The sequence below is a fragment of the Pseudomonas kitaguniensis genome (assembly GCF_049199985.1).
Taxonomy (GTDB): Bacteria; Pseudomonadota; Gammaproteobacteria; order Pseudomonadales; family Pseudomonadaceae; genus Aquipseudomonas; species Aquipseudomonas kitaguniensis.
In genome coordinates this window covers 30,386-52,948 of record NZ_JBLZPT010000024.1, presented here as the reverse complement: position 1 = coordinate 52,948, position 22,563 = coordinate 30,386, and the positions used below count along the sequence as shown (strand labels likewise).

The following is a 22,563-nucleotide window of genomic DNA, read 5'->3' as shown; positions in this document are numbered from 1 at the left end:
ACATTTCGTTTCAATGTTTTGTGAAGGCCTCTGCCCAGCTTCCAAGGCCCGCTTTGACGTTGCTACAGAGCCAGAAAAACAACAGGATGTGCAAAGGATGACCTCAATCGAACACCCCAACGGACGTTCCGCGCCTGTTTCCATCAGCACAGATGGAGCCCCCGCTGCAGCGACGCTGCCGAGGTTGATTCAGGCCGAACCAGGGCAATCGATCCACGCCCTCGACCCGTCGATCCGAGACAGCCTCGATGCGACCTTGCGCAGCGTCGGCGGTGTGCTGTTTCGCGGCTTTAATGTGGCCACACCCATCGACTTCAAGCGTTTTGCCGCGAGTTTCGGCGCGCCGCTGGCCAGCTACGAATTCGGCTCCACGCCACGCAGCAAAGTGTTCGCCGGGGTCTACAGCTCGACTGAATACCCGGCCCATCAATGTATTCCCCTGCACAACGAACAGGCCTACACCCGGCCGTGGCCGTCGCGCATCTGGTTTCACTGCATCAAGGCCAGTGAAACCGGCGGCGAAACCCCGATCTGCGACAGCCGCCTGATCTACCAGCGCATGCCCGCCGAGATCCGCGACCTGTTCGCCAGCCGTGAGCTGCTTTACGTGCGCAACTACAGCGGCGCCCTCGACCTGCCCTGGCAGAAGGTGTTCAACACCGAAGACCGCGCCCAGGTCGAGCGCTACTGCCAGGCCAACGGCATCGAGTGGGAATGGAAACCCGACGGTGACCTGCGCACCCGCCAGCGCTGCGCAGCCGTGTTGCAGCACCCCCAAACCGGCGAGTGGGTCTGGTTCAACCAGGCCCACCTGTTTCACGTCTCGGCCATTGAACCCGGCGTACGCGCCAGCCTGTTGGCGGCGGTCGGTGAAGAAAACCTGCCGCGCCACGTGTACTTCGGCGACGGCTCGGCGATCCCCGACGCGATGCTCGCCACGGTGCGTGAGGTCTACGACCAGACCGCCGTGAGCTTCCCGTGGCAAGCCGGTGACATTCTGATGCTCGACAACCGACTGGTCGCCCACGGGCGCAACCCTTACACCGGTGACCGTAAAGTCATCGTGGCCATGGCGTAAATCCCAGCATGTTTACCTTCAATCATTGGATCGACGTGCTGGAGGCTAACGCCCTGCACTTCCCGCAGCGTGCCGCCCTGCATTTTTTGCCCGACGGCGTCGAGATCGGCGAAACCCTCACCTTTGCCCAACTGCACGAACAATCCCAGTCGCTGGCAGCCGCTTTGCAAGCGCGTTGCCAACCAGGCGAGCGGGTACTGTTGATGCTGCCCAGCAGCCTCGACTATGTTCGCGCGTTCTGCGCCTGCTTATATGCCGGGCTGATCGCCGTGCCGTTGTTCCCGCCGCCGTCGCGCAAACCGCGGCACCTGGACCGCGTGCGCAATGTGGTGATTGATGCGCAGCCGGCATTGATCCTCGCCCCGCTTGAGCACTGCGAAGCGCTGCGCGAGCTGGTGGAGCAGCGCATCGACGTGTTCACCGTCAACGACCTCGGCACGCCTGCCTCCGATCAATGGCAACGGCCTTCGGTGGACGGCGCCAGCGTCGCGTTCCTGCAATACACCTCGGGCTCCACCGGCACGCCGAAAGGGGTTGAAGTTCGCCAGCGCAACCTGCTCGCCAACGTCGAACTGATGCGCCAGGCCTATGGCTTCGATGAGCACGGCGCGATGGTCAACTGGCTGCCGCTGTACCACGACATGGGCCTGATCGGCGGTGTACTCGCGCCGCTCTACAGCGGCATGCCGTGCTACCTGATCGCCTCGCAAACCTTCGTCAATTCGCCGTCGACGTGGTTACAGGCGTTGAGCCGTTATCGCGCCACCGCCAGTTTCGCGCCGAATTTCGCCTACGCGCTGTGCAACCGTGTGGTCAGCGACAACCTGATCGCCCAGCTCGACTTGAGCGCCTGGCGGCACGCCATCAACGGCGCCGAGCCGATCCACCCCGGCACCCTCGACGCCTTCGCCCAGCGTTTTGCCGCCTGCGGCCTCAACCCTCTGGCGATCAGCCCCGGTTACGGCCAGGCCGAAGCCACCTTGTGTGTCAGCGCAACGCCCGCCGACGCGCTGCCGGTGGTGTTGCGCCTGGACAAGAACGTGCTGGAAAGCGGCCGCGCGGTGCTCGCAGGCGGCGACGCGGCGGCCGTGGAATTTGTCGCCTGCGGTTACCCGCAGGCCCTGCACCGTATCGCCATCGCCGACCCGCAGACCTTTGAGCGCTGCGCCGCCGACCGCATCGGCGAAGTCTGGCTGCAAGGCCCAAGCAACGCCGAGGCCTATTGGCAAAACCCCGAAGCCAGCCGCATCGCGTTCGAGGCGCAAATTGTCGGCGAGCCTGGGCATTACCTGCGCTCCGGCGACCTGGGTTTTATGCACAAAGGCCAAGTGGTAATCTGCGGGCGCCTGAAAGACTTGCTGATCCTCAACGGCCGCAACCTCTACCCTCACGACATCGAGTTTGCGATCACCGACAGCGAGCCAGGCATTCGCACCGGGCGCATCGCCGCCTTTTCGCAGATGGACCCGCTGTTGGGCCGCGAAAAACTGGTGATCGTCGCCGAACCGCAGCGCAAATTCGTCGAACCGGCGCATCACCCTGCGCTGTTTGCGTCAATGCAAGCCGCCGTGCGCGAAGCCGCTGACTGCGGCATTGACCAGATTGTGCTGGTGCAAGCCGGCACCATTCCGATGACTACCAGCGGCAAAATTGCCCGCCAAGGGGCGCGCACGCAACTCGCCGCCGGTACGCTGAGCATCATCGCCCAGAGCGGTGCTGCAACTGCCGCGCCTGTCGAACGCATTGACGTCGATCACCTGCGTCAGCACGCCAGCACTGCGACGTGCCGCCAGTGGCTGCAACAGACCCTGGCTGAAATCAACCCGTACCTGGCAGTCGATTTCGAACTCAGCCTGATCGGCCTGGGCCTGGATTCCATCGGCGTCGCTGACTTTGCCGCGCGCCTGCACCGCGACCTCGGCTGGAACCTCGACACCCAAAGCCTGTTCGGCGAGCAAAGCCTGGCCGAATGGGCACAGGCGCTGCTGGTCTACCTCAACACGCCGGCGCCGATTGCCGAGGCCGCAACCAGCACCACCGCCAACCACAGCCGCCAATCTTTCGCGCAACGCCGGCTGTGGTTCCTGCATCAATTGAACCCGCAGGACAGCCGCCACAACCTGGTGCTGCACCTCACGCTGCAAGGCCCACTTGATGTAGATACGTTATCGCAACGGCTGAATGCACTGGTCGAGCGTCACAGTGTGCTGCGCACGGTCTACCACGACAGCGCCGAAGGGCCGCAACAGCGGGTATTGCCCACCCGCGCCGTGGTGCTGAGCCGTCACGCTCAGTTGCAGGATTGCCTGGACCGTGAACACGCAAGCCCGGTCGATCTGAAGCACGGCCCCGTGCTGCGCGCTCATCTGATCAGCCACGCGCCGCAACACCACCTGTTGCTGACGCTGCACCACATTGCCTTCGATGGGCGTTCCGCGCAGCTATTGCTCGCCGAACTGGCCGCCGAAACCGCGCCAACCAGCCACGTGCAGTACCTCGACTTTGCGCGCTGGGAAGCCGCGCATTGGACGCCGCAACGCATCGCCACGCAGCAAGCATTCTGGCGCGAGCACCTGGCCGATGTGCCGCAAAGCCTCGACTTGGGCGGCAGTGGCAGCACGCACGCCGAACACAGCCTGAACTTCAACCTGCCTCAAGCCACCTGCGACAGCCTGGCAAGCCTTGCCCGCGAACACGGCATGACCCTGTTCATGCTGTTATTGGCCAGCTACCAACTGGTGCTCAAGCAATTGGGCGGCCAGGCGCAGTTCCTGCTCGGCACCGATGTCAGCGGCCGCCCGCTGGCCGCGCATAACGAGGTGATCGGCTTTTTCGTCAACCAACTCACGCTGCGCTGCGACGTGCAGGGTGAGTTAACCCTGGCCGAGTTTTTCCAGCAGGTGCGCGATCAGGCGCGACTGGCTTACGCCCATCAAGACCTGCCGTTCGACCTGGTGGTCGCCGCGTTGGCACCCGCACGACGCCCGGGGCATTCGCCGCTGTTTCAGGTCAAGCTCAACTATCAGCCGTCACGCGTGGCACCCGCCACCCTCGCCGGCGCCGAGCTAACGGCAATGGCGGTGGCACAGGCGCCGGGGGATTTTCACCTGGTACTCGACCTGGTGCATGCCGCCCACGGTATCGACGCCACCCTCAAATACCGTGGCGAGTACTTCGACCCGCAGCGCGCCGAGCGCCTGCAGCACCTGTGGACGCGCCTGTTGGGCGAAGCCCGCGACCTGCTCGGCGAGCCGCTGACGGCATTGGCCGAGCGCCTCGACGGTTGGGACCAGGCCGTGCGCCGTGACGCCCAACAGTCGCAAGCCCTCGCCGGTCGCAGCCAGTTGCTGCACACCAAACGTCGCTCACTGACCCTTTGATAAGGTGGATGCCTGTATGCCTATCGCGCCCCCAGCACCCCGCACACTCGGCGGCGTACGCCGCAAAGCGCTGAACGTCGCGCAACAGCCATTGGTCAGCGAACGCCTGCTCAGCCCCGACCACGCCTTGCCGCTGGTGATTGAACCGAGGGTCAGCGGCGTCGACCTCGCCGCTTGGGCCGCCAGCGAACGTGAAAGCCTCGAACAAAAACTGCTGCACTACGGCGCCCTGCTGTTTCGCGGGTTCGGCGTGGCGTCGGTGGAGCAATTCGACCAGGTGATCGCTGCCCTGTCGCCCGGCGCGCTGGAATACATGTTCCGCGCCTCACCGCGTACCCGCGTCGGCGGCAATATCTACACCTCGACCGATTACCCGGCCGACCAGATGATTTTCCCGCACAACGAACATTCGTATTCGCCGCGCTTTCCGCTGCGGCTGTTCTTCTATTGCCAACTGCCTTCCGAGACCGGCGGCGAAACCCCAATCGGTTCGACGCGTGCGGTAAAAACCCGCATAAGCCCGGAAATCGAAGCACGCTTCCGTGAAAAAGGCGTGCTCTACGTGCGCAACTACGGCGACGGTTTCGGCCTGCCCTGGCAGAGCGTGTTCCAGTCCTCGGAGCGCAGCGAAGTCGAAGCCTACTGCGCCAGCGTCGGCATTGAAGTCGAATGGAAACCAAACAACCGCCTGCGCACCCGCCAACGCGGGCCTGCGACGGTGCGTCACCCGCGCACTGGCGAAGAAGTCTGGTTCAACCACGCGACCTTCTTTCACATCAGCACCCTGCCACCGGCCATCCGCGACTCGCTGCAAGGCAACTTCAACGACCTCGACCTGCCCACCAACACCTTTTATGGCGACGGCACACCGATCGAGCCGCAGGTGCTGGAGTCGCTGCGCGCCGCCTACCTGGATTCGCTGGTGCGCTTCACCTGGCAACAGGGCGACGTGCTGTTTATCGACAACATGCTGGCGGTGCATGGTCGCGAGCCCTTCACCGGCAAGCGCGCAATCATGACCGGCATGGCCGAGGCCTTGCTGTCCAGCGACGTGGCTGTGTGAGCGCCACTTACCCCATTTTGCAGTTGAGTTGAACATGAACGGACTTCAAGGTTTTCGCATCTCGCCGCAACAGGCGGCGCTGTACCCACACCTCAACGGTGCAACCGAACACCCGTTCAGTTGCCATTTGCAATGGTCGATCAGCCAGACGCTGGACGCCCACACGTTGACCCAGCGCCTGCAAGCGCTGGCCAACGGCAGCGAGATATTGCGCACTCAACTGACCAGCGTGCCGGGCTTGCGCCACCCGGTGCAGGTGATCCATGACACCACCTCGCTGAGCGTTACGCTGAAGGATTTGCGTCACCTCTGCCCGGCTGAGCAACAGGCCGCACTGGCCACGCGCGACTGGAGCCAACCGCTGGCGGTCACGCTGCTGCAACTGCCCGATGGGCCACAGTTGCACCTGGCCGCTGCGAGCAGCCACCTCGACCTCACCAGCCTGAAATTGCTGGCCGAAGCCTTGCTGCAAGACACCCCGCCCGACCTGTCGGACACCCTGCAATACGCGGACTACGCGGAGTGGCGCTGGAGCCTCAGCGAAGACGCGCCCGAGCACCCCGGTGCGGCGTTCTGGAAACCCTCGGCCGACAGCGAACAGCACGCCTTGCAGTTGTCGCTGGAAACCCCGCTGGGCGGCGGGTTTGCACCGGCGCGCGTGGCGGTAAACCTGGCGTACCACCCGGCATTGCAGCCGGCATTGACCGCCGACCTGATGCTGACGGCCTGGGCCGTTCTGCTGGGGCGTTTGTCAGGGCAACAACACGTGCCGATCAGCCTGATGCATGCCAGCCGAGGCCCGGAACTCGACAGCGCCGTGGGCCTGTTTGAGCAAGCCCTGCCCGTGCGCATCGACCTGCAAACCCAGACCACGCTGTTGGAACAGAGCCGCCACGTCAGCGCCGTGGTCGAACATGCCACGGGCTGGCAAGACTATTACACCCAAGACCTCAAGGGCGGCTACGCGTTTGCCTGGCGTGCAAGCGATGCCCGCGAACGCGACGCCAGCGCGGTGATGAGCCCGGCCAAGGCATGCCTGCACGTGCATCAAGGCGCCGACCAGCTCAACGCGCAGATCATCTACGACCGCAACGTGCTCAGCGCGGAAGCGGCCGCCTGCCTCGCCGAACAATGGTCGCAGTTGCTGCTGGCGGCGCTGGCCGAACCTCAACACACGTGGGCGCAACTGCCGATGAACGGCCCGCTGCAGGCGCAGATCATCGCGAGCCAGGCGCAACCGCCGCAGATCGAAGCGGTCACGCTGGTCGAGCTGATCGCTCGCCAAGTGCAGCAACACCCCAGCGCCGTCGCCCTCAGTGACCAACACGGCGACCTGAGCTACGCGCAACTCGACGCCTGCTCGACGCAACTGGCGCACCAACTGGTCAACGCCGGCATCGGCGCGGGCGTGCCGGTGGGCATTTTGTTCCCGCGCAGCAACGCCGCCATCGTCGGCATGCTCGCCGTGCTGAAGGCCGGTGGCGCCTATGTGCCCGTCGACCCGAGCTACCCGCAGGACCGGCGCGCCTACATGCTCGCCGACAGCGGCATCGCGCACATCGTGGTCAGCCCGGAACTGGCCGACAGCGTGCCGGCTGGCCTGCAATGCTTTGTGCTGGACGACCTGCACAGCGGCGATGCCCTGCCATCGTTGCCACTGCCCGACGCTGAAGACCTGGCGTATTTGATCTACACCTCCGGCTCCACCGGCGCACCCAAGGCGGTGGAAATCAGCCACGCCGCGCTGAGCTATTCAACGCAGGTGCGCATGGCCGCGTATGCGGCGCCGGTCAGCGCTTACCTGCTGCTGTCCTCGTTTGCCTTCGACAGCTCGGTGGCGGGTATTTTCTGGACCCTGGCCCAAGGCGGGCGCCTGGTATTGCCGGCGCCGGGTGAAGAACTCGACATGCCGCGCCTGGCGCAGTTGATCGCCGCGCACCGCGTCAGCCATGGCCTGTCGCTGCCGTCGTTGTACCAGGCGTTGCTCGATCAACTCGGCAGCGCCGACAGCCTGCACTGCTGGATCGTCGCCGGTGAGGCCTGCCCGCCGTCGCTGATCGCCCAGCACAGTAAAGCCTTGCCGCACGCCCTGCTGGTCAACGAATACGGGCCGACCGAAGCCACCGTGTGGGCGACCTGCGACGTGCTCAGCCCTGAGCGCGCCTTGACCATCGGCCGACCGATTGCCGGCATGGACCTGCGCGTATTGAACGAGCACGAGGCCGCCAGCGGTATCGGCGAACCCGGCGAAATTGTGCTTGCCGGGCCGACCCTGGCGCGCGGTTATCGCAACAAACCCGCTGAAACCGCCAAGGCCTTCGTGACCCTCGCCGATGGCACCCGCGCCTACCGCACCGGCGACCTGGCGTGCTGGCTGGCCGACGGGCGCTTGGCGTTCCTGGGGCGCAAGGACCATCAAGTCAAGTTGCGCGGCTACCGCATCGAGCTGGGCGAAATCGAGCGCCAACTGTGCAGCCACAGCGACGTGCGCGAAGCCGCGGTGATCGTGCAGGACCAACCTGCCGGCAAACGCCTGCTCGCCTACGTGCTGGCCGCGCATGGCTACGCGCCGGATTCGGAAGCGCTCAAGCGCTACCTGGGCGAGCGCTTGCCGTCGTACATGGTGCCCGCGCGCGTGCTGACCCTCAGCGCGTTTCCGCGCACGCCCAACGGCAAGCTCGACACGCGCCAATTGCCCGACCCGGACGCCTTTGACCAAAGCACCCACGTTGCCCCGCGCACGCCGATGGAAACCACGCTGCACGGCATCGTCGCCAAGGTCTTGAAGCTGTCGAGCATCAGCGTCACCGAGAATTTCTTTGCGATTGGCGGCGACTCAATCCTCAGCCTGCAAGTGGTGGCGCAGGCGCATGAACACGGCATCGCGCTGTCGGCCAAGCATGTGTTTGAACACCAGACTATTGCCGCCATGGCCAGCGTCGCGCAGCCGCTGGACGCTCGCCATGTCGAAGCCGAGAGCGCCGAGTTCAGTGCCTCCGGGATGTCGCAAGACGAACTCAACGCGCTGATGGCCGAGCTCAACGACGCCGACCTGTAACCGCCGCGCCTGGCGCCGTAGCCCCTTTTTTTGCAGGACGTTTTGAATGACCACCGAACAGACCACCCGCAATCCGATCGAAGATGTCTACCCGCTGTCACCGCTGCAACAAGGGATGCTGTTCCACTCCCTGCTGCACGAAGACTCCGGCGTGTACTTGATGCAGGATCGTTACCGCATCGGTGGGGCCATTGATGAAGGCGCGTTCCTTGAGTCCTGGCGTCAAGTGGTCGCGTTGCACCCGTCGCTGCGCGCCAGCTTCCAGTGGAAAACCCAGAAGCAACCGGTGCAGGTGATCCACCGCGAGGTCAAGGTGCCGCTGGATACCCTCGACCTGCGCGGGCTGGCGCCGGCGGCACAGGAAGCGCGTATTCGTACGCTGCTCGAAGACGAGCAGAAGCTCGGCTTCAACCTGTCCAAACCGCCGCTGATTCGCTTTCGCCTGGTGCGTCTGGCGGACGAGTCGTATGAATTCATCCGCAGCTTCCACCACATCCTGATGGACGCCTGGTGCATCTCCTTGGTGACCGTGGACTTTCTCAAGGTCTACGAGGCCTTGTGCAACGGTGGCACGCCACAGATCAAAAGCCCTCGGCCGTTCCGTGACTACATTCAATGGCTGCAACGCCAGGACGCGGGCAAGGCCGAGCAGTTCTGGCGCGGGCAGTTGCAGGGGCTTAATGCACCGACCGCGCTGACGGTCGACAATGGCGTGACGCGCGACCGCTACACCGACGCGGTGCTGGTCGCCGATCAGTTGATTCACCTCAGCGCGAGCGAAACCCAGGCGCTCGCCAGCTTCTGCCGCAGCCGCCGGATTACCCCGAACACGTTTTTCCAGGGCGTATGGTCGCTGCTGCTGTCGCGCTACAGCGGGCAACGCGACGTGGTCTTCGGCGTCACCGTGGCCGGGCGCCCGGCCGAGCTTACCGGCGTCGGCGAGATGATCGGCCTGTTCATCAATACCTTGCCGCTGCGCGTCAGCGTCGACCCGCAAGCGCCGTTGGGTGACTGGCTCAGCGCGCTGCAAGGGCTGAACGTCGACATGCGCGACTTCGAACACACGCCGCTCACCGACATTCAGGGCTGGAGCGATTTCCCGCGTGGCGAAACCTTGTTCGACAGCATTCTGGTGTTTGAAAACGCACCGATTGACGAACAGATTCTGCACGGTGGTTTCCAGTTCACCCTCGATGGCATGGACCACAGCGTGCACACCCACTACGGCCTGACCGTGGTGATCCTGCCCGGCGAGCAACTGGGCATTCGCGTGTCGTACGACCGTGAACGTTTCGAGGCCGACACCGTGCAGCGTTTACTCGGCCACTTGGCGAGCCTGGTACGCGGCATGCTCGCCGCGCCCGAGGCGCCGCTGGGCAGTTTCGAGCTGCTGGCCACTGACGAGCGTCAGCAATTGCTCGGCGAATGGGCCGTGAACCCGCACGATTTTGCGCTGGACAAAAGTTACGCCGAGCTGTTTGCCAGGCACGTCGCAGAGCGCGGCGAGCAGGTTGCCGCAGTGTGCGACGGTGAGTCGCTGACCTACGCCGAGCTGGACCGGCGCGCCACCCGCCTGGCGCATGCGCTGCGCGCAGCCGGTGCTGGCGAAGACCAGTTGGTCGCGCTGGTCGCGCCGCGTGGCCTGGCGTTGTTAACCTGCATGATTGCCGTGTTCAAGGCCGGCGCGGCGATGCTGCCGCTGGAAGTCAACCACCCGCCGGAGCGCCTGCGCGAGATCCTCACCCTGTCGCGCGCGCCGCTGCTGGTGGCGACTGAAGATTGCCACGCGCTACTCGATCAACTGCTCAGCGGCCTCGACCTCGCGCCCACGGCGCTGTTTGCCGAAGCGGCCTGGAACACCCCGAACGACGCGCCGCTGGCGCCCCTTGGCAGCCCGAACAGCCTGGCTTACGTGCTGTTCACCTCGGGTTCGACCGGCACGCCGAAGGGCGTGATGATCGAACAACGCGGCATGCTCAATAATATTTTCGGCAAAGTTCCGGCGCTGGGGCTGAACGCGGCTGACCGCATCCCGCAGACCGCGTCGGTGGCTTTCGACATTTGCGTGTGGCAGTTCCTCGCCGCGCCAGTACTCGGCGCGACCGTGCATATTCTGCCGGACGAGGTTGCCCACGACCCGCAACGCCTGCTGCAGGTGCTCGCGAGCGAGCGCCTGAATGTGCTGGAAATCGTCCCGAGCCTGATGCGCACGCTGCTTGCGCTGTGCCCGTGCGACTTGCAACTGCCGGACCTGCGCTGGGTGCTGCCGACCGGCGAAGCACTGCCGCCGACGGTGGCCCGCGACTGGTTTGCGCGGTTCCCCGGCATCGCGCTGATGAACGCTTACGGCCCGGCCGAATGCTCGGATGACGTGGCGTTCCAACCGATTACCCAAGCGCCGCACGCCAGCATCAGCCATATGCCAATCGGCCAGCCGACGGCCAACAACCGCTTGTACGTGCTGGATGAAGCCCTGCGCCCAGTGCCGATTGGCGTCGCCGGGGAAATTTGCGTGGGCGGCGTCGGCGTCGGCCTTGGCTACCTGCACGACCCGCAGCGTACCGCCGAGGCCTTTATCCAGCACCCGCACCTCGACGGCCGCGTGTACCGCACCGGCGACCTCGGCCGCTGGCGCGCCGATGGCGTGATCGAATACCTCGGCCGGCGCGACCAGCAAGTCAAATTGCGCGGGCACCGCATCGAACTGACTGAAATCGAACACCGCCTGGCGCAGCACCCGAACGTACGCGAAGCCGCCGTGCTGCTGCGCGAGAACAGCGTCGGTGAAGCCTGGTTGGTGGCCTACTGGTCGGCGCATGACGACACGCTGGGCGACAGCGGCTTAAGCCAACACCTGCGCGCGCAACTGCCGCCGTACATGGTGCCGGCGGCGTTTGAATGCCTGTCACGTTTGCCGCTGAACAACAACGGCAAGGTCGACCGCAAAGCCCTCGCCGCGCTGCAACTGAACTGGCAGGCCGACACGCTGGAAAGCATCGCACCGCGCAACGAACGCGAAGCCGCCATCGCCGCTATCTGGGCGCAGGTGCTCGGTCGCGACAGCGTCGGCGTGGAAGACAATTTCTTCACCCTCGGCGGCCACTCGCTGCTGGCGACCCAGATCGTCGCGCGCCTGCGTAGCCAGTTCAAACTCGACCTGCCGCTGCGCGTGCTGTTCGAACAGCCGAGCGTCGCGCTGCTGGCCGTGGCCATCGCCGAGCGTGAGGCGCACGCCGCCACAGCGCACACCGCCGCGCACAGTGCGCCGCAGGCCAAGCCTCGGCCAGCGCTGCTGCCGTTGTCGTTCTCGCAACAACGGCTGTGGTTTATCGAGCAACTGACACCGGGCACCACGCTGTTCAATATCCCGTTTGCGCTGCACCTCGAAGGTCAACTCAACATTGCAGCGCTGCAGGCGAGCCTGAATGACTTGCTGGTACGTCACGAAATCCTGCGCACCGGCATCCGCAGCGTTGACGGCGTGCCGAGCCAGCAGATCAGCGCGGCGCTGGACTTCGCGTTGCCGTTCGAAGATTTGTCGAACCTGAGCGCCACGGCGCGTGAGGGCGCGCAATTCAGCGCGCTGCAAGCGACCTTTGAACAACCGTTCGACTTGACGGCGCCACCGCTGCTGCGTGCGCGCCTGCTCAAAGTGGCGCCGGGCCAACACGTTCTGGGCATCGCCTTGCATCACCTGGTCTCCGACGCCTGGTCGGCAACCATCGCCCTGCGCGAACTGGCGCTGGGCTATGAAGCGCGTTGCAACGGCAGCGCCGCACAATTGCCCGCCCTGCCCCTGCAATACGCCGACTTCGCGCTGTGGCAGCGCGAGCACCTGCAAGGCGCCGAACTCACGCGTCAACTCAATTACTGGACGCGCACCCTCGACCGCCGCGACCAGGACGCCAGCCCGTTGCTGGCGTTGCCCACCGACCACCCACGGCCGTCGGTGCAAAGCTACCGCGCAGGCCTGGTACAGCGTGAACTCAGCGCCGACCTGAGCGGCCGCGTGCAAGCCTTCGCCAGTCGCTTGGGCACCACGCCGTTCTGCGTGTTGTTCGCAGGCTTTGCGGTGCTGATGCACCGTTTGAGTGGCGAGGCCACGGTGCTGATCGGCACGCCGGTGACTCACCGCGAGCAACCAGGCACCGAGGGTTTGCTGGGGATCTTGCTCAACAACCTGGCAATTCGCGCTGATTTTACCGCGCAAACAGACTTCAGTGAGTTGGTCAGCCAAATCGCCAGCCGTTTGCGCGAAGGCCTGCAGCATCAGGACTTGCCGTTCGAGCAGTTGGTCGACAGCCTGCAACTGCCGCGCAGCCTCAGCCATGCGCCGCTGTATCAAGTGATGGTCGCGCAGCAATTGGCCATGGAGTCGCGCTTGCAGTTTCCGGGGCTGGCCTTCGAAGCCCTCGACACGCCGCTCAAACATTCCGAATGCGACCTCGACCTGCACGTGCTGTGCCCGGCCAATGCGCCGATCCAGTTGGAGCTGATGTTCGCCCTCGACGTGTTTACCCAAGACAGCGCGCGCCAAACCCTCGCGCGCCTGGAACACTTGCTGGAACAAACGCTGGCCGAGCCACAGCGCGCAGTCGCCGCCCTGCCCTTGCTGATGCCGGCCGAATGGCAACGCACTGTGGTCGAGTGGAACCGCACCGAGATGGAGGTGCCGCAGCACCTGACCTTCGCCCAGTTGTTCGAACAGCAAGCCGAGCGCACCCCGCAGCGCGATGCGTTGTGCTTTGAAGGTCAACGCCTGAGCTACGCCGAATTGAACCGGCGCGCCAACCAGGTCGCGCACACGCTGCGGGCGCAAGGCGTGGTTGCCAATAGCCCGGTGGCGCTGTGTGTCGAGCGTTCGCTGGAGCTGTTGATCGGCCTGTTGGGCATTCTCAAGGCCGGTGGCGCCTACGTGCCGCTGGACCCGAGCTACCCGGTGGAGCGTCTGGCGTACATGCTTGAAGACGCACAACCGCTGTTGTTCCTCGGCCAGCAAGGCCTGCTCGAACAGCTCGGCAGCCAGTTGCCGCGCTTGCGCCTGGACGCTGATGCCGCGCTGTTCGCCGCGCAGCCAGGCCACAACCTCGCGCCAATCGCGGGGCCGAATGACCTGGCCTACATCATGTACACCTCGGGTTCGACCGGTAAGCCTAAAGGCACGCTGGTCACCAACGCGTCCGTGGTCAACCTCGCGTGGGCGCGTATCCACGGCCTGTACCGGCGCTACACCGACCAGCCGATGCGCACCAGCTTCAACTATTCATTCGCGTTCGACAGTTCCGTCGCCGAGCTGATCTTGCTGCTCGACGGCCACAGTCTGTACCTCACGCCCGAAGACGTGCGTTACGACCCGGCTGCACTCGCGCAGTTTTTCCAAGAGACGCGCCTGGACGCGTTCGAATGCACCCCGGCGCAGCTGAAGAACCTGCTCGAAACCGACGGCGTGCGCCGTGGCGACACCTACCTGCCGCGCTTTGTGCTGTTTGGCGGCGACGCGGTGGACGCACAGCTCTGGCAGCGCCTGCCGTCGATCCGCGGCAGCCGCTTTTTCAACACCTACGGGCCGACCGAATGCACGGTGGACGCCACCGGTTGCGCGGTGGAGGATTTCCCGCAACGCCCGATCATCGGCCGGCCAATCGCCAACGTGCGTGCCTACGTGCTGGATGCGTTCCTTAACCCGATGCCGGTGGGCGTGCCCGGCGAGCTGCACATCGGCGGTGCCGGGGTGACCTTGGGTTACCTCAACCGCGCTGAACAAACCGCCAAGGTATTTATCGACGACCCGTTTTCGCCGCTGCCAAAGGCGCGCATGTACAAGTCCGGCGACTTGGTGCGCTGGCTGCCGGACGGCCAGCTTGAATACCTCGGCCGCATGGATCATCAGGTCAAAATTCGTGGTTTCCGCGTGGAACTCGGTGAGATCGAAGCCTTGATCGGCGCGCAACCCGGCGTGCGTCAGGCGGTGGTACTGGCGCGTGAAGACATGCCCGGCGACAAACGCCTGGTGGCCTACGTCACCACCGACCACGCGGCTGATGTAAATGCCTGGCGCAACAGCCTCGGCGCCGCGCTGCCCGACTATATGGTGCCTTCAGCGTTCGTGGTGCTCGACCAATTGCCGCTGACCGATAACGGCAAACTCAACCGCAAGGCCTTGCCCGCGCCAGACACCCAAGCCGAACCGGACGCGCAAGACCCGCCGCGTACCGACGCCGAACGCCAACTTGCGGCCTTGTGGGCCGAGCTGCTGACTGTACCGGTGAGCGCGATCGGGCGTGACAGCCAGTTCTTTTATCTCGGCGGCCATTCGTTGCTGGCGGCGGTGCTGTTTGCACGCTTGCGTCAGCAATTTGCCTCGGTGCCACCGCTGCGTGCAGTGTTCGAACACCCAACCTTGCAAGCGCTGGCCGCGTTGCTGGCGCAGCCGCTGCAAAGCCCTGCCGCAACCTTTGTACCGGCGCAGCGCCCCGCCAGCTTGCCGCTGTCGTTCGAACAGCAGCGCCTGTGGTTCCTCGAACAACTGAGCGGCGTCAGTGAATACAATGTGGTCAGCGCGGTGCAGTTCGACGGTGAGCTGAACCTGGCGGCGCTGCAATCGGCGCTGAACACGGTGATTCAACGCCACGAAATCCTGCGCAGCCGCATCGTGCGTGAAGCCGCAGGTGAATTGGCGTCGGTGATTGAGCCGCGGTTTGAGCTGGCGCTGGGCCTGACGCCGCTGGATGCCGTCGACGACCAACGCTGGCAGCAACTGACCGACGCCGCGATCCAGGCCGCCACCGCGCAGCGCTTCGACCTGGCGCACGAAGTGCCGATCCGCGCGACGTTGCTTCAGCGCAACCGCCAGGCATTGTTGGTGCTGACCCTGCATCACTGCGCCACCGACGACGCCTCCACCCAGAACCTGCTCGACGAATTGGCCGAGTGCTACAGCGCACACTGCCAGAGCCGCACGCCCAACCTGCCAACGCTGGCGCTGCACTACGCGGATTACGCCGTGTGGCAACGCGAGCCTGCGCAGCAGGCGCTGTTCGACAGCCAACTGGCGTACTGGCGCACGCAGCTTGAAGACCCAGGCTACCGGCTCGAACTGCCCACCGACCAGCCGCGCCCGCAGGTGCTCGACCCGCGCGCCGGTTCGGTGCAGTTGCAACTGCCCGCCGAGCTGACCGCGCGTTTGCGCCAGTTCGCGCAACAGCGCGGTGCGACCCTGTACATGCTGTTGCTGAGTGCCGCACAACTGTTGCTCGGGCGTTACGCCAACCAGCGCGACGTGCGCATCGGCAGCCCGGTGGCCCAGCGGCCATTGGCCGAGTTGCAGCCGCTGATCGGTTGCTTCGTCAACACCGTGGTGATGCGTGCCGACCTGGAGCCGAGCCTGGATTTCGCCGGTTTGCTCGATCAGGTGCGTAATACCGTGCTGGACGCGCAACAGCATCAACAGGTGCCGTTCGACCAAGTGGTCGAACACCTCGCGCCGCAGCGCAGCCTCGGCCAGACGCCGTTGTTCCAAGTGCTGTTCGTGATGCAGAACGGCGCCGCGAGTGCCAGCCAGTGGCCGCAATTGCAGGTCAGCGAACGTGCGGTCACCGCCAGCGCAACCAAATTCGACCTGAACTGGGAAGTGCACGACGGCGAGGTGCTGTCGGTGTTGCTCGAATACCGCAGCGCGCTGTTCAGCCACGCCACCGCCCAACGTTGGTTGACGCAATGGCAAGCGCTGTTGGAAGCCATGCTGGAAACGCCACAGATGCGCCTTGGCGACTGGTCGGCGGTGACGCCCGCCGAGCGTCAGCAGCAGCTTGAATGGAACGCTACCGCGCGTGATTACCCCGGGCCGACGCACTTGCACACGGCCCTGAGCCAACAAGCCGCGTTGACCCCGAATGCAACGGCGCTGGTGTTTGAAGGCCAGCGCCTCAGCTATGCCGAGCTGGACCAGCGCGCACACACCGTCGCCCGTGCCCTGCGCGCTGCCGGTATTGGCCGCGAGTCGATTGTGCCGGTGTGCATGCAGCGTTCCGTAGAGATGGTCGTAGCGTTGCTCGGCGTCGTGCATGCCGGTGCGGCCTGGTTGCCGCTGGACCCGGAATTGCCGGCTGCCCGCTTGGCGTTTTTGATCGCTGACGCAGACGCCCAAGTGACGCTGACGCAAGCGCAGTGGCTGTCACACTTGCCCGTTGGGCACACGGCGTGGACCCTGGACACGCTGCCCGCCGCTGAAAACAGCCCGGCACTCGATGTGCACGCCACTGACCTCGCCTACGTGCTGTATACCTCCGGTTCCACCGGCCAGCCCAAAGGCGTGATGAACGAGCACGGCGCGCTGATGAACCGCCTGCACTGGATGCAGGACGCGTTCCCGATTGGCCCGAACGACCGAGTCTTGCAGAAAACCCCGTACAGCTTTGACGTGTCGGTCTGGGAGTTTTTCTGGCCGCTGATCACCGGGGCTACGCTGGTGGTTGCACGCCCGGACGGCCATCGCGACCCGGCCTATCTCAGCCAACTGATTCAACAGGAACAGATCACCACGCTGCACTTCGTGCCGTCGATGCTCCGCGCGTTTGTCGAAGAGCCCAGCCTGGCCGACTGCCGCAGCCTGCGCCAAGTGTTTGCCAGCGGTGAAGCGCTGCCGGTCGACTTGGTGCAGCGCTTTATGTCGCAACACCCGGCGGCGCTGGTCAACTTGTACGGCCCGACCGAAGCGGCGATTGACGTGTCGGTATGGCGCTGTTCGGTCACCGATAGCGTGGTGCCGATCGGCAAACCGATTGCCAACCTGCGCCTGTACATCCTCGATGACGCCCAGCAACCGCTGCCGATTGGCAGCATCGGCGAGCTGTACATCGGTGGTGTCGGCGTCGCACGGGGCTACCTGAAGCGTGATGAGCTCAGCGCCGAACGCTTCCTGATGGTGAATGGCGAACGCCTGTACCGCACCGGCGACCGTTGCCGTTTCCTCGCCGACGGCAATATCGACTACCTCGGCCGCCTCGACCATCAGGTCAAACTTCGCGGCCAGCGTATCGAACTGGGCGAAATCGACGCCGCGTTGCTGGCTCAGCCTAGCGTGCGTGACGCCGCCACCGTGTTGCTGGATCAGCGTTTGGTGAGTTTCTGGAGTGGCGACGCTGATGAAGCCAGCCTGCGCGCGGCACTCGGCAATCAGTTGCCGACGCACATGTTGCCAAGCCTGCTGGTGCAGCTCGACCACCTGCCGCTGAACAGCAACGGCAAGCTCGACCGCAAAGCGCTCGCCGCCATCAACCTGCCGGACGCGCCCCGCGAACAGCCGCACCGGGCGCCGCAAAACGCCACGCAAACGCTGCTCTGCGAACTGTTCAGCGAGGTGCTGGAATGCCCGCTGCCAGGCATCGACGACAACTTCTTCCAGCTCGGCGGGCATTCGCTGCTCGCCACGCGCTTGGTCGCCCGTGTGCGTGAACGCCTCAACGTCAGCTTGCCATTGGCGCTGCTGTTTGCCCAACCGACGGTGGCGGCGTTGGCCGCGCACCTGCGCGATGCGTTGCCCGGCGAGCTGATCACTGCACAACCGCGCCCGGCAGTATTGCCGCTGGGCCTGGCGCAACAGCGCTTCTGGATGCTCAGCCGCTTGGTGCCGGAGTCGCGCGAATACCACATGCCGTTCGCACTGAGCTTGAGCGGCAGCCTCAACGTGCCCGTGTTGCGGCAGGCATTTGACCTGGTCAGTGAGCGCCACCTGGTGTTGCGCAGCCGCATTGTCGAAGTCGCCGGCGAAGCGCAATTGCTGATCGACCCGCAAGGCCCGGCGCTGCGCGTGACCGAGGTTGCCACCGATAACTGGCAGACCGCGTGCAGCCAGGCACAAACTGACTTGATGGCCCCGTTTGACCTGGCGAACGCCGCCCCGTGGCGCGCGCAGTTGCTGCAACGCCACGGCAGCGACGAACACCTGCTGCTGGTGTGCCTGCACCACAGCGCCACCGATGGCTGGGCCATGCAGTTGTTGATCGACGAACTGGCGCAGGCCTACCGTGCCGGCCTCGACGCGCAAGCGCCGGGCTGGGCGGCACTGGCGATCGACTATGTTGACTTCGCCGTGTGGCAACACCAAGCAGACACTCAGGCCCGGCGCCAGCTCAGTCTGGACTACTGGAAACAGCACCTCGGCCAGGACGACTATGCCCTCGAACTGCCACTCGACCAGCCACGCGCCGCCGAAGCGGATCGGCGCGCCGGTCAACTGAGCGTCAGCCTTGGCGCCCAGCGCGCCGCCGCGATCCGCGAGTTCGCGCGGCTGCGCGGCAGCACGCCGTACGTGGTGCTGGCGGCGGCCCTGAGTGCACTGCTCGCACGTTACAGCGGCCAGCGTGAGATTCGCCTGGGCACTCCGGCCGACCAGCGTGACCAGCCGCAAACCCAAGCGCTATTGGCCTGCCTGGTCAACACGCTGGTGATCCGCAGCGAGATCGATCAACAGGCCCCGGCGGCGACCTTATTGGCCAACCTGGAAGCCGACCTGCGCGCCGCCCAGGCACATGCCGACCTGCCTTTCGCCACCTTGGTCGGCGCCGTGGCCCAGCGCCGCGACCTCAACCGCACGCCGCTGTTTCAGGTGCTGTTCTCGCTCAACCACGGCCGCATGGACAGTCGTCAGTGGCCGGGCCTGAGCCTGACGGAACAGACGCTGCCGGCCATCGACGCCAAGTTCGAACAAAGCTGGGAAGTCCACGACGACGGCAGCGACATGCGCCTTACGCTGGAATACCAGGCCGCGCTGTTCAACGCCGCGACGATGCAACGCTGGAGCGCGCAGTGGTGTGCCCTGCTCGATGCACTGGTGGCTGCGCCGGAACGCGCGCTGGTCGAGCTGTTCCCGCAGTCGCAGGATCAGGCGCAGCTTGCGCAGTGGAACGCGACCGAGCGTGACTATAAAGGCCCAAGCAACCTGCACACGGCCTTGGCCCAACAAGCCGCACTGACCCCGAATGCACCGGCATTGGTGTTTGAAGGCCAGCGCCTCAGCTATGCCGAGCTGGACCAGCGCGCGCAATCCGTCGCCCGCGCTCTGCGCAGCGCCGGTATTGGCCGCGAGTCGATTGTGCCGGTGTGCATGCAGCGTTCGGTGGAGATGGTCGTTGCCTTGCTCGGCGTGGTGCATGCCGGTGCGGCCTGGTTGCCGCTGGACCCGGAATTGCCGGCTGCCCGCTTGGCGTTTTTGATCGCTGACGCAGACGCACACGTTACGCTGACGCAAGCGCAGTGGCTGCCACACTTGCCCGCAGGCCACTCCGCCTGGACGCTGGAGACGCTGCCAGAGGCACCTGCCGCAGACCCGCTGAGCGTCCACGCCAGTGACCTCGCCTACGTGCTCTACACCTCCGGTTCCACCGGCCAGCCCAAAGGCGTGATGAACGAACATGGCGCGCTGATGAACCGCCTGCACTGGATGCAGGACGCGTTCCCGATTGGCCCGAACGACCGAGTCTTGCAGAAAACCCCGTACAGCTTTGACGTGTCGGTCTGGGAGTTCTTCTGGCCGCTGATCACTGGCGCTACGCTGGTGGTTGCACGCCCCGACGGCCATCGCGACCCGGCTTACCTGAGCGAGTTGATCCAGCAGGAACAGATCACCACGCTGCACTTCGTGCCGTCGATGCTCCGCGCGTTTGTTGAAGAGCCAAGCCTGGCCGACTGCCGCAGCCTGCGCCAAGTGTTTGCCAGCGGTGAAGCGCTGCCGGTCGACTTGGTGCAGCGCTTTATGTCGCAACACCCGGCCGCGTTGGTCAACCTGTACGGGCCGACCGAAGCGGCAATTGACGTGTCGGTATGGCGCTGTTCGGTCACCGATAGCGTGGTGCCGATCGGCAAACCGATTGCCAACCTGCGCCTGCACATCCTCGATGACGCCCAGCAACCGCTGCCGATTGGCAGCATCGGCGAGCTGTACATCGGTGGTGTCGGCGTCGCACGGGGCTACCTGAAGCGTGACGACCTCAGCGCCGAACGTTTCCTGATGGTCGACGGCGAACGCCTGTACCGCACCGGCGACCGTTGCCGCTTCCTCGCTGACGGCAATGTCGACTACCTCGGCCGCCTCGACCATCAGGTCAAACTGCGTGGCCAGCGCATCGAGCTGGGCGAAATTGATGCCGTGCTACTGGCTCAACCGGGCATCACCGGCGCGTGCACGCTGGTCATCGATAACCGCTTGGTGGCGTTCTATAGCAGCCACTCGCCGCAGCCGGACCTGGCCGCTGCGCTCGGCGCCGAGTTGCCGGCCTACATGCTGCCTGCGGTCTGGGTAGAGGTGCCGAGCCTGCCGCTGACCAGCAACGGCAAACTCGACCGCAAAGCCCTGGCGGCGCTGCCGTTGCCGCAGGCGCAGCACGAACCAGTGGCGCCGCGCACTGCGCTGGAAAGCCTGGTGTGCCAACTGTTCAGCGAGTTGCTTGGCGACAGCCTCACCGCTGGCCGCGCGGTCGGTGCTGCAGACAGCTTCTTCGCCTTGGGCGGTGACTCGATCCTCGGCCTGAAGTTGATCTCACACCTGCGCGACCACGGTTACGCGCTGACGCCGAAAGACCTGTTCCGCGCGCAAACCCCGGCGGCACTGGCCTTGGTGATCACGCCACTGCTGGCCGTGGCCGAGCAAGGCGACATCGTTGGCCCGATGCCATTGATGCCGCTGCACCAATGGTTCTTTGACCAGCAACAACCGCAGGCCGCTTACTGGAACCAGTCGGTGCTGGCCGACAGCGAGCGCCCGCTGCAACTCGCCCACGTACAAGCGACACTCGATCGGCTGGTCGCGCATCACGACGCCTTGCGCCTGCGCTTCACCGAAGTGGACGGCGCATGGCGAGCGCACATCGCTGCGGTCGAACCTGCGCAGTTGACCCGCGTGACGCACGTGGAGCAACTGCAACAGGTCGCACAAAGCCTGAACCTGCAACACGGCCCGCTGTTCGCCGCCGCGCTGCTCGAAGGCACGCCGCAACGCCTGTACCTGGTGGCGCATCACTTGGTGATCGATGCGGTGTCCTGGGCGCCGCTGCTGGAAGACTTCCAGACGCTGTATGCCGCGCTGGAGAACGGCACGCCGGCGACACTGCCGGCGAAAACCACGGCTTATCGCCAGTGGGCCGAGCAGATGCACGCGCACGCGGCCAACGTCGGCGCCGAACAGCCTTACTGGGCCAGCCAGGTCGCTGCTAACCCTCGGCCACAGGCAACGGTGGCCGAGCGCGAGACCCTGGCGGCGCGTTGGGATGCGCCGCGCACTCATCAATGGTTGACCGAGTCCCATGCGGCCTATCGCACCCAGCCCGAAGAACTGTTGATCGCCGCGCTCGTCGCAACGCTGGCGGAAGTCGAGCAGCGCCAGGACATCGTCGTCGACTTGGAACGCCACGGCCGTGATGCAGGTTTTGCGGGGCTGGATGTCAGCCGCACCGTGGGCTGGTTCACCACCCTGTTCCCGCTGCGGGTGAACGCGCGTGGCAGCGTCGGCGACTGGGTGCGCCAGGCCAAAGAGGCCTTGCGCGCGGTTCCAGGCCAGGGCTTGGGCCACGGTTTGCTGCGCCTGCGCGGTGAATTGCCGGCGGCCACCGGTGACGTGTTGTTCAACTATTTGGGCCACGAGCAACCGCCCGCCGGTTGGCTGCGCGCCAGCACGCTGGCGGCGCCACCCGAGGTTGCCGGCATTAACCGGGTGAGCCATGCCCGTGAAGTGGTGGCATGGCTGGAAGACGGCGTGCTGCACCTGCACTGGCACAGCGTCAGCCCGGCCGCCGACCGCGACCTGCCGGGGCGCCTGCTGACGCACCTGCAAGCACTGCTCGAACACTGCCTTGATCCACACGCCGGAGCACTGATGCCGTCCGACTTCCCGTTGGCCAAGGCGCTGAATCAGAAGTCGCTGGACACGTTGCTGAGCAAGCTCAAGCGCAAACCGAATGCCTGAAAACGCTGCGTCGTTCGCCGTTTTCTC

5 protein-coding genes are annotated in these 22,563 nt (G+C 65.1%); all 5 read left to right on the top strand.

Annotation, left to right across the window (positions count from 1 at the left end; all coding sequences use genetic code 11):
* Window positions 1–97: 97 nt before the first annotated feature.
* The 5 genes from ACOZK9_RS22915 to ACOZK9_RS22895 are packed head-to-tail and all read left to right on the top strand — an operon-like array spanning window position 98 to window position 22,536.
* Window positions 98–1,078 (top strand): TauD/TfdA family dioxygenase, encoded by a 981-nt coding sequence (locus ACOZK9_RS22915; RefSeq protein WP_122250729.1) that lies wholly within the window; start codon window positions 98–100, stop codon window positions 1,076–1,078.
* Window positions 1,079–1,086: 8 nt separating this feature from the next.
* The gene (locus ACOZK9_RS22910; RefSeq protein ID WP_421556620.1) at window positions 1,087–4,458 is read left to right on the top strand and encodes a condensation domain-containing protein; all 3,372 of its coding nucleotides are present in this window, start codon (window positions 1,087–1,089) and stop codon (window positions 4,456–4,458) included.
* 16 nt (window positions 4,459–4,474) lie between these two features.
* A complete protein-coding gene (locus tag ACOZK9_RS22905; RefSeq protein ID WP_421556619.1) occupies window positions 4,475–5,521 on the top strand; it encodes a TauD/TfdA family dioxygenase in 1,047 nt (348 codons plus the stop codon).
* A gap of 34 nt (window positions 5,522–5,555) precedes the next feature.
* Window positions 5,556–8,579: a non-ribosomal peptide synthetase gene (locus ACOZK9_RS22900; RefSeq protein WP_421556618.1), complete on the top strand. Its 3,024-nt coding sequence runs from the start codon at window positions 5,556–5,558 to the stop codon at window positions 8,577–8,579.
* A 46-nt stretch (window positions 8,580–8,625) separates the two neighbouring features.
* Window positions 8,626–22,536, top strand: coding sequence for a non-ribosomal peptide synthase/polyketide synthase (locus ACOZK9_RS22895; RefSeq protein ID WP_421556617.1), 13,911 nt, complete (start codon window positions 8,626–8,628; stop codon window positions 22,534–22,536).
* Window positions 22,537–22,563 lie beyond the last annotated feature (27 nt).

Excerpts from the sequence above, each read along its gene's own strand:
- ACOZK9_RS22895 (WP_421556617.1), top strand. The coding sequence starts at position 8,626 with ATGACCACCGAACAGACCACCCGCAATCCGATCGAAGATGTCTACCCG.
- ACOZK9_RS22905 (WP_421556619.1), top strand. The coding sequence starts at position 4,475 with ATGCCTATCGCGCCCCCAGCACCCCGCACACTCGGCGGCGTACGCCGC.
- ACOZK9_RS22915 (WP_122250729.1), top strand. The coding sequence starts at position 98 with ATGACCTCAATCGAACACCCCAACGGACGTTCCGCGCCTGTTTCCATC.
- ACOZK9_RS22910 (WP_421556620.1), top strand. The coding sequence starts at position 1,087 with ATGTTTACCTTCAATCATTGGATCGACGTGCTGGAGGCTAACGCCCTG.
- ACOZK9_RS22900 (WP_421556618.1), top strand. The coding sequence starts at position 5,556 with ATGAACGGACTTCAAGGTTTTCGCATCTCGCCGCAACAGGCGGCGCTG.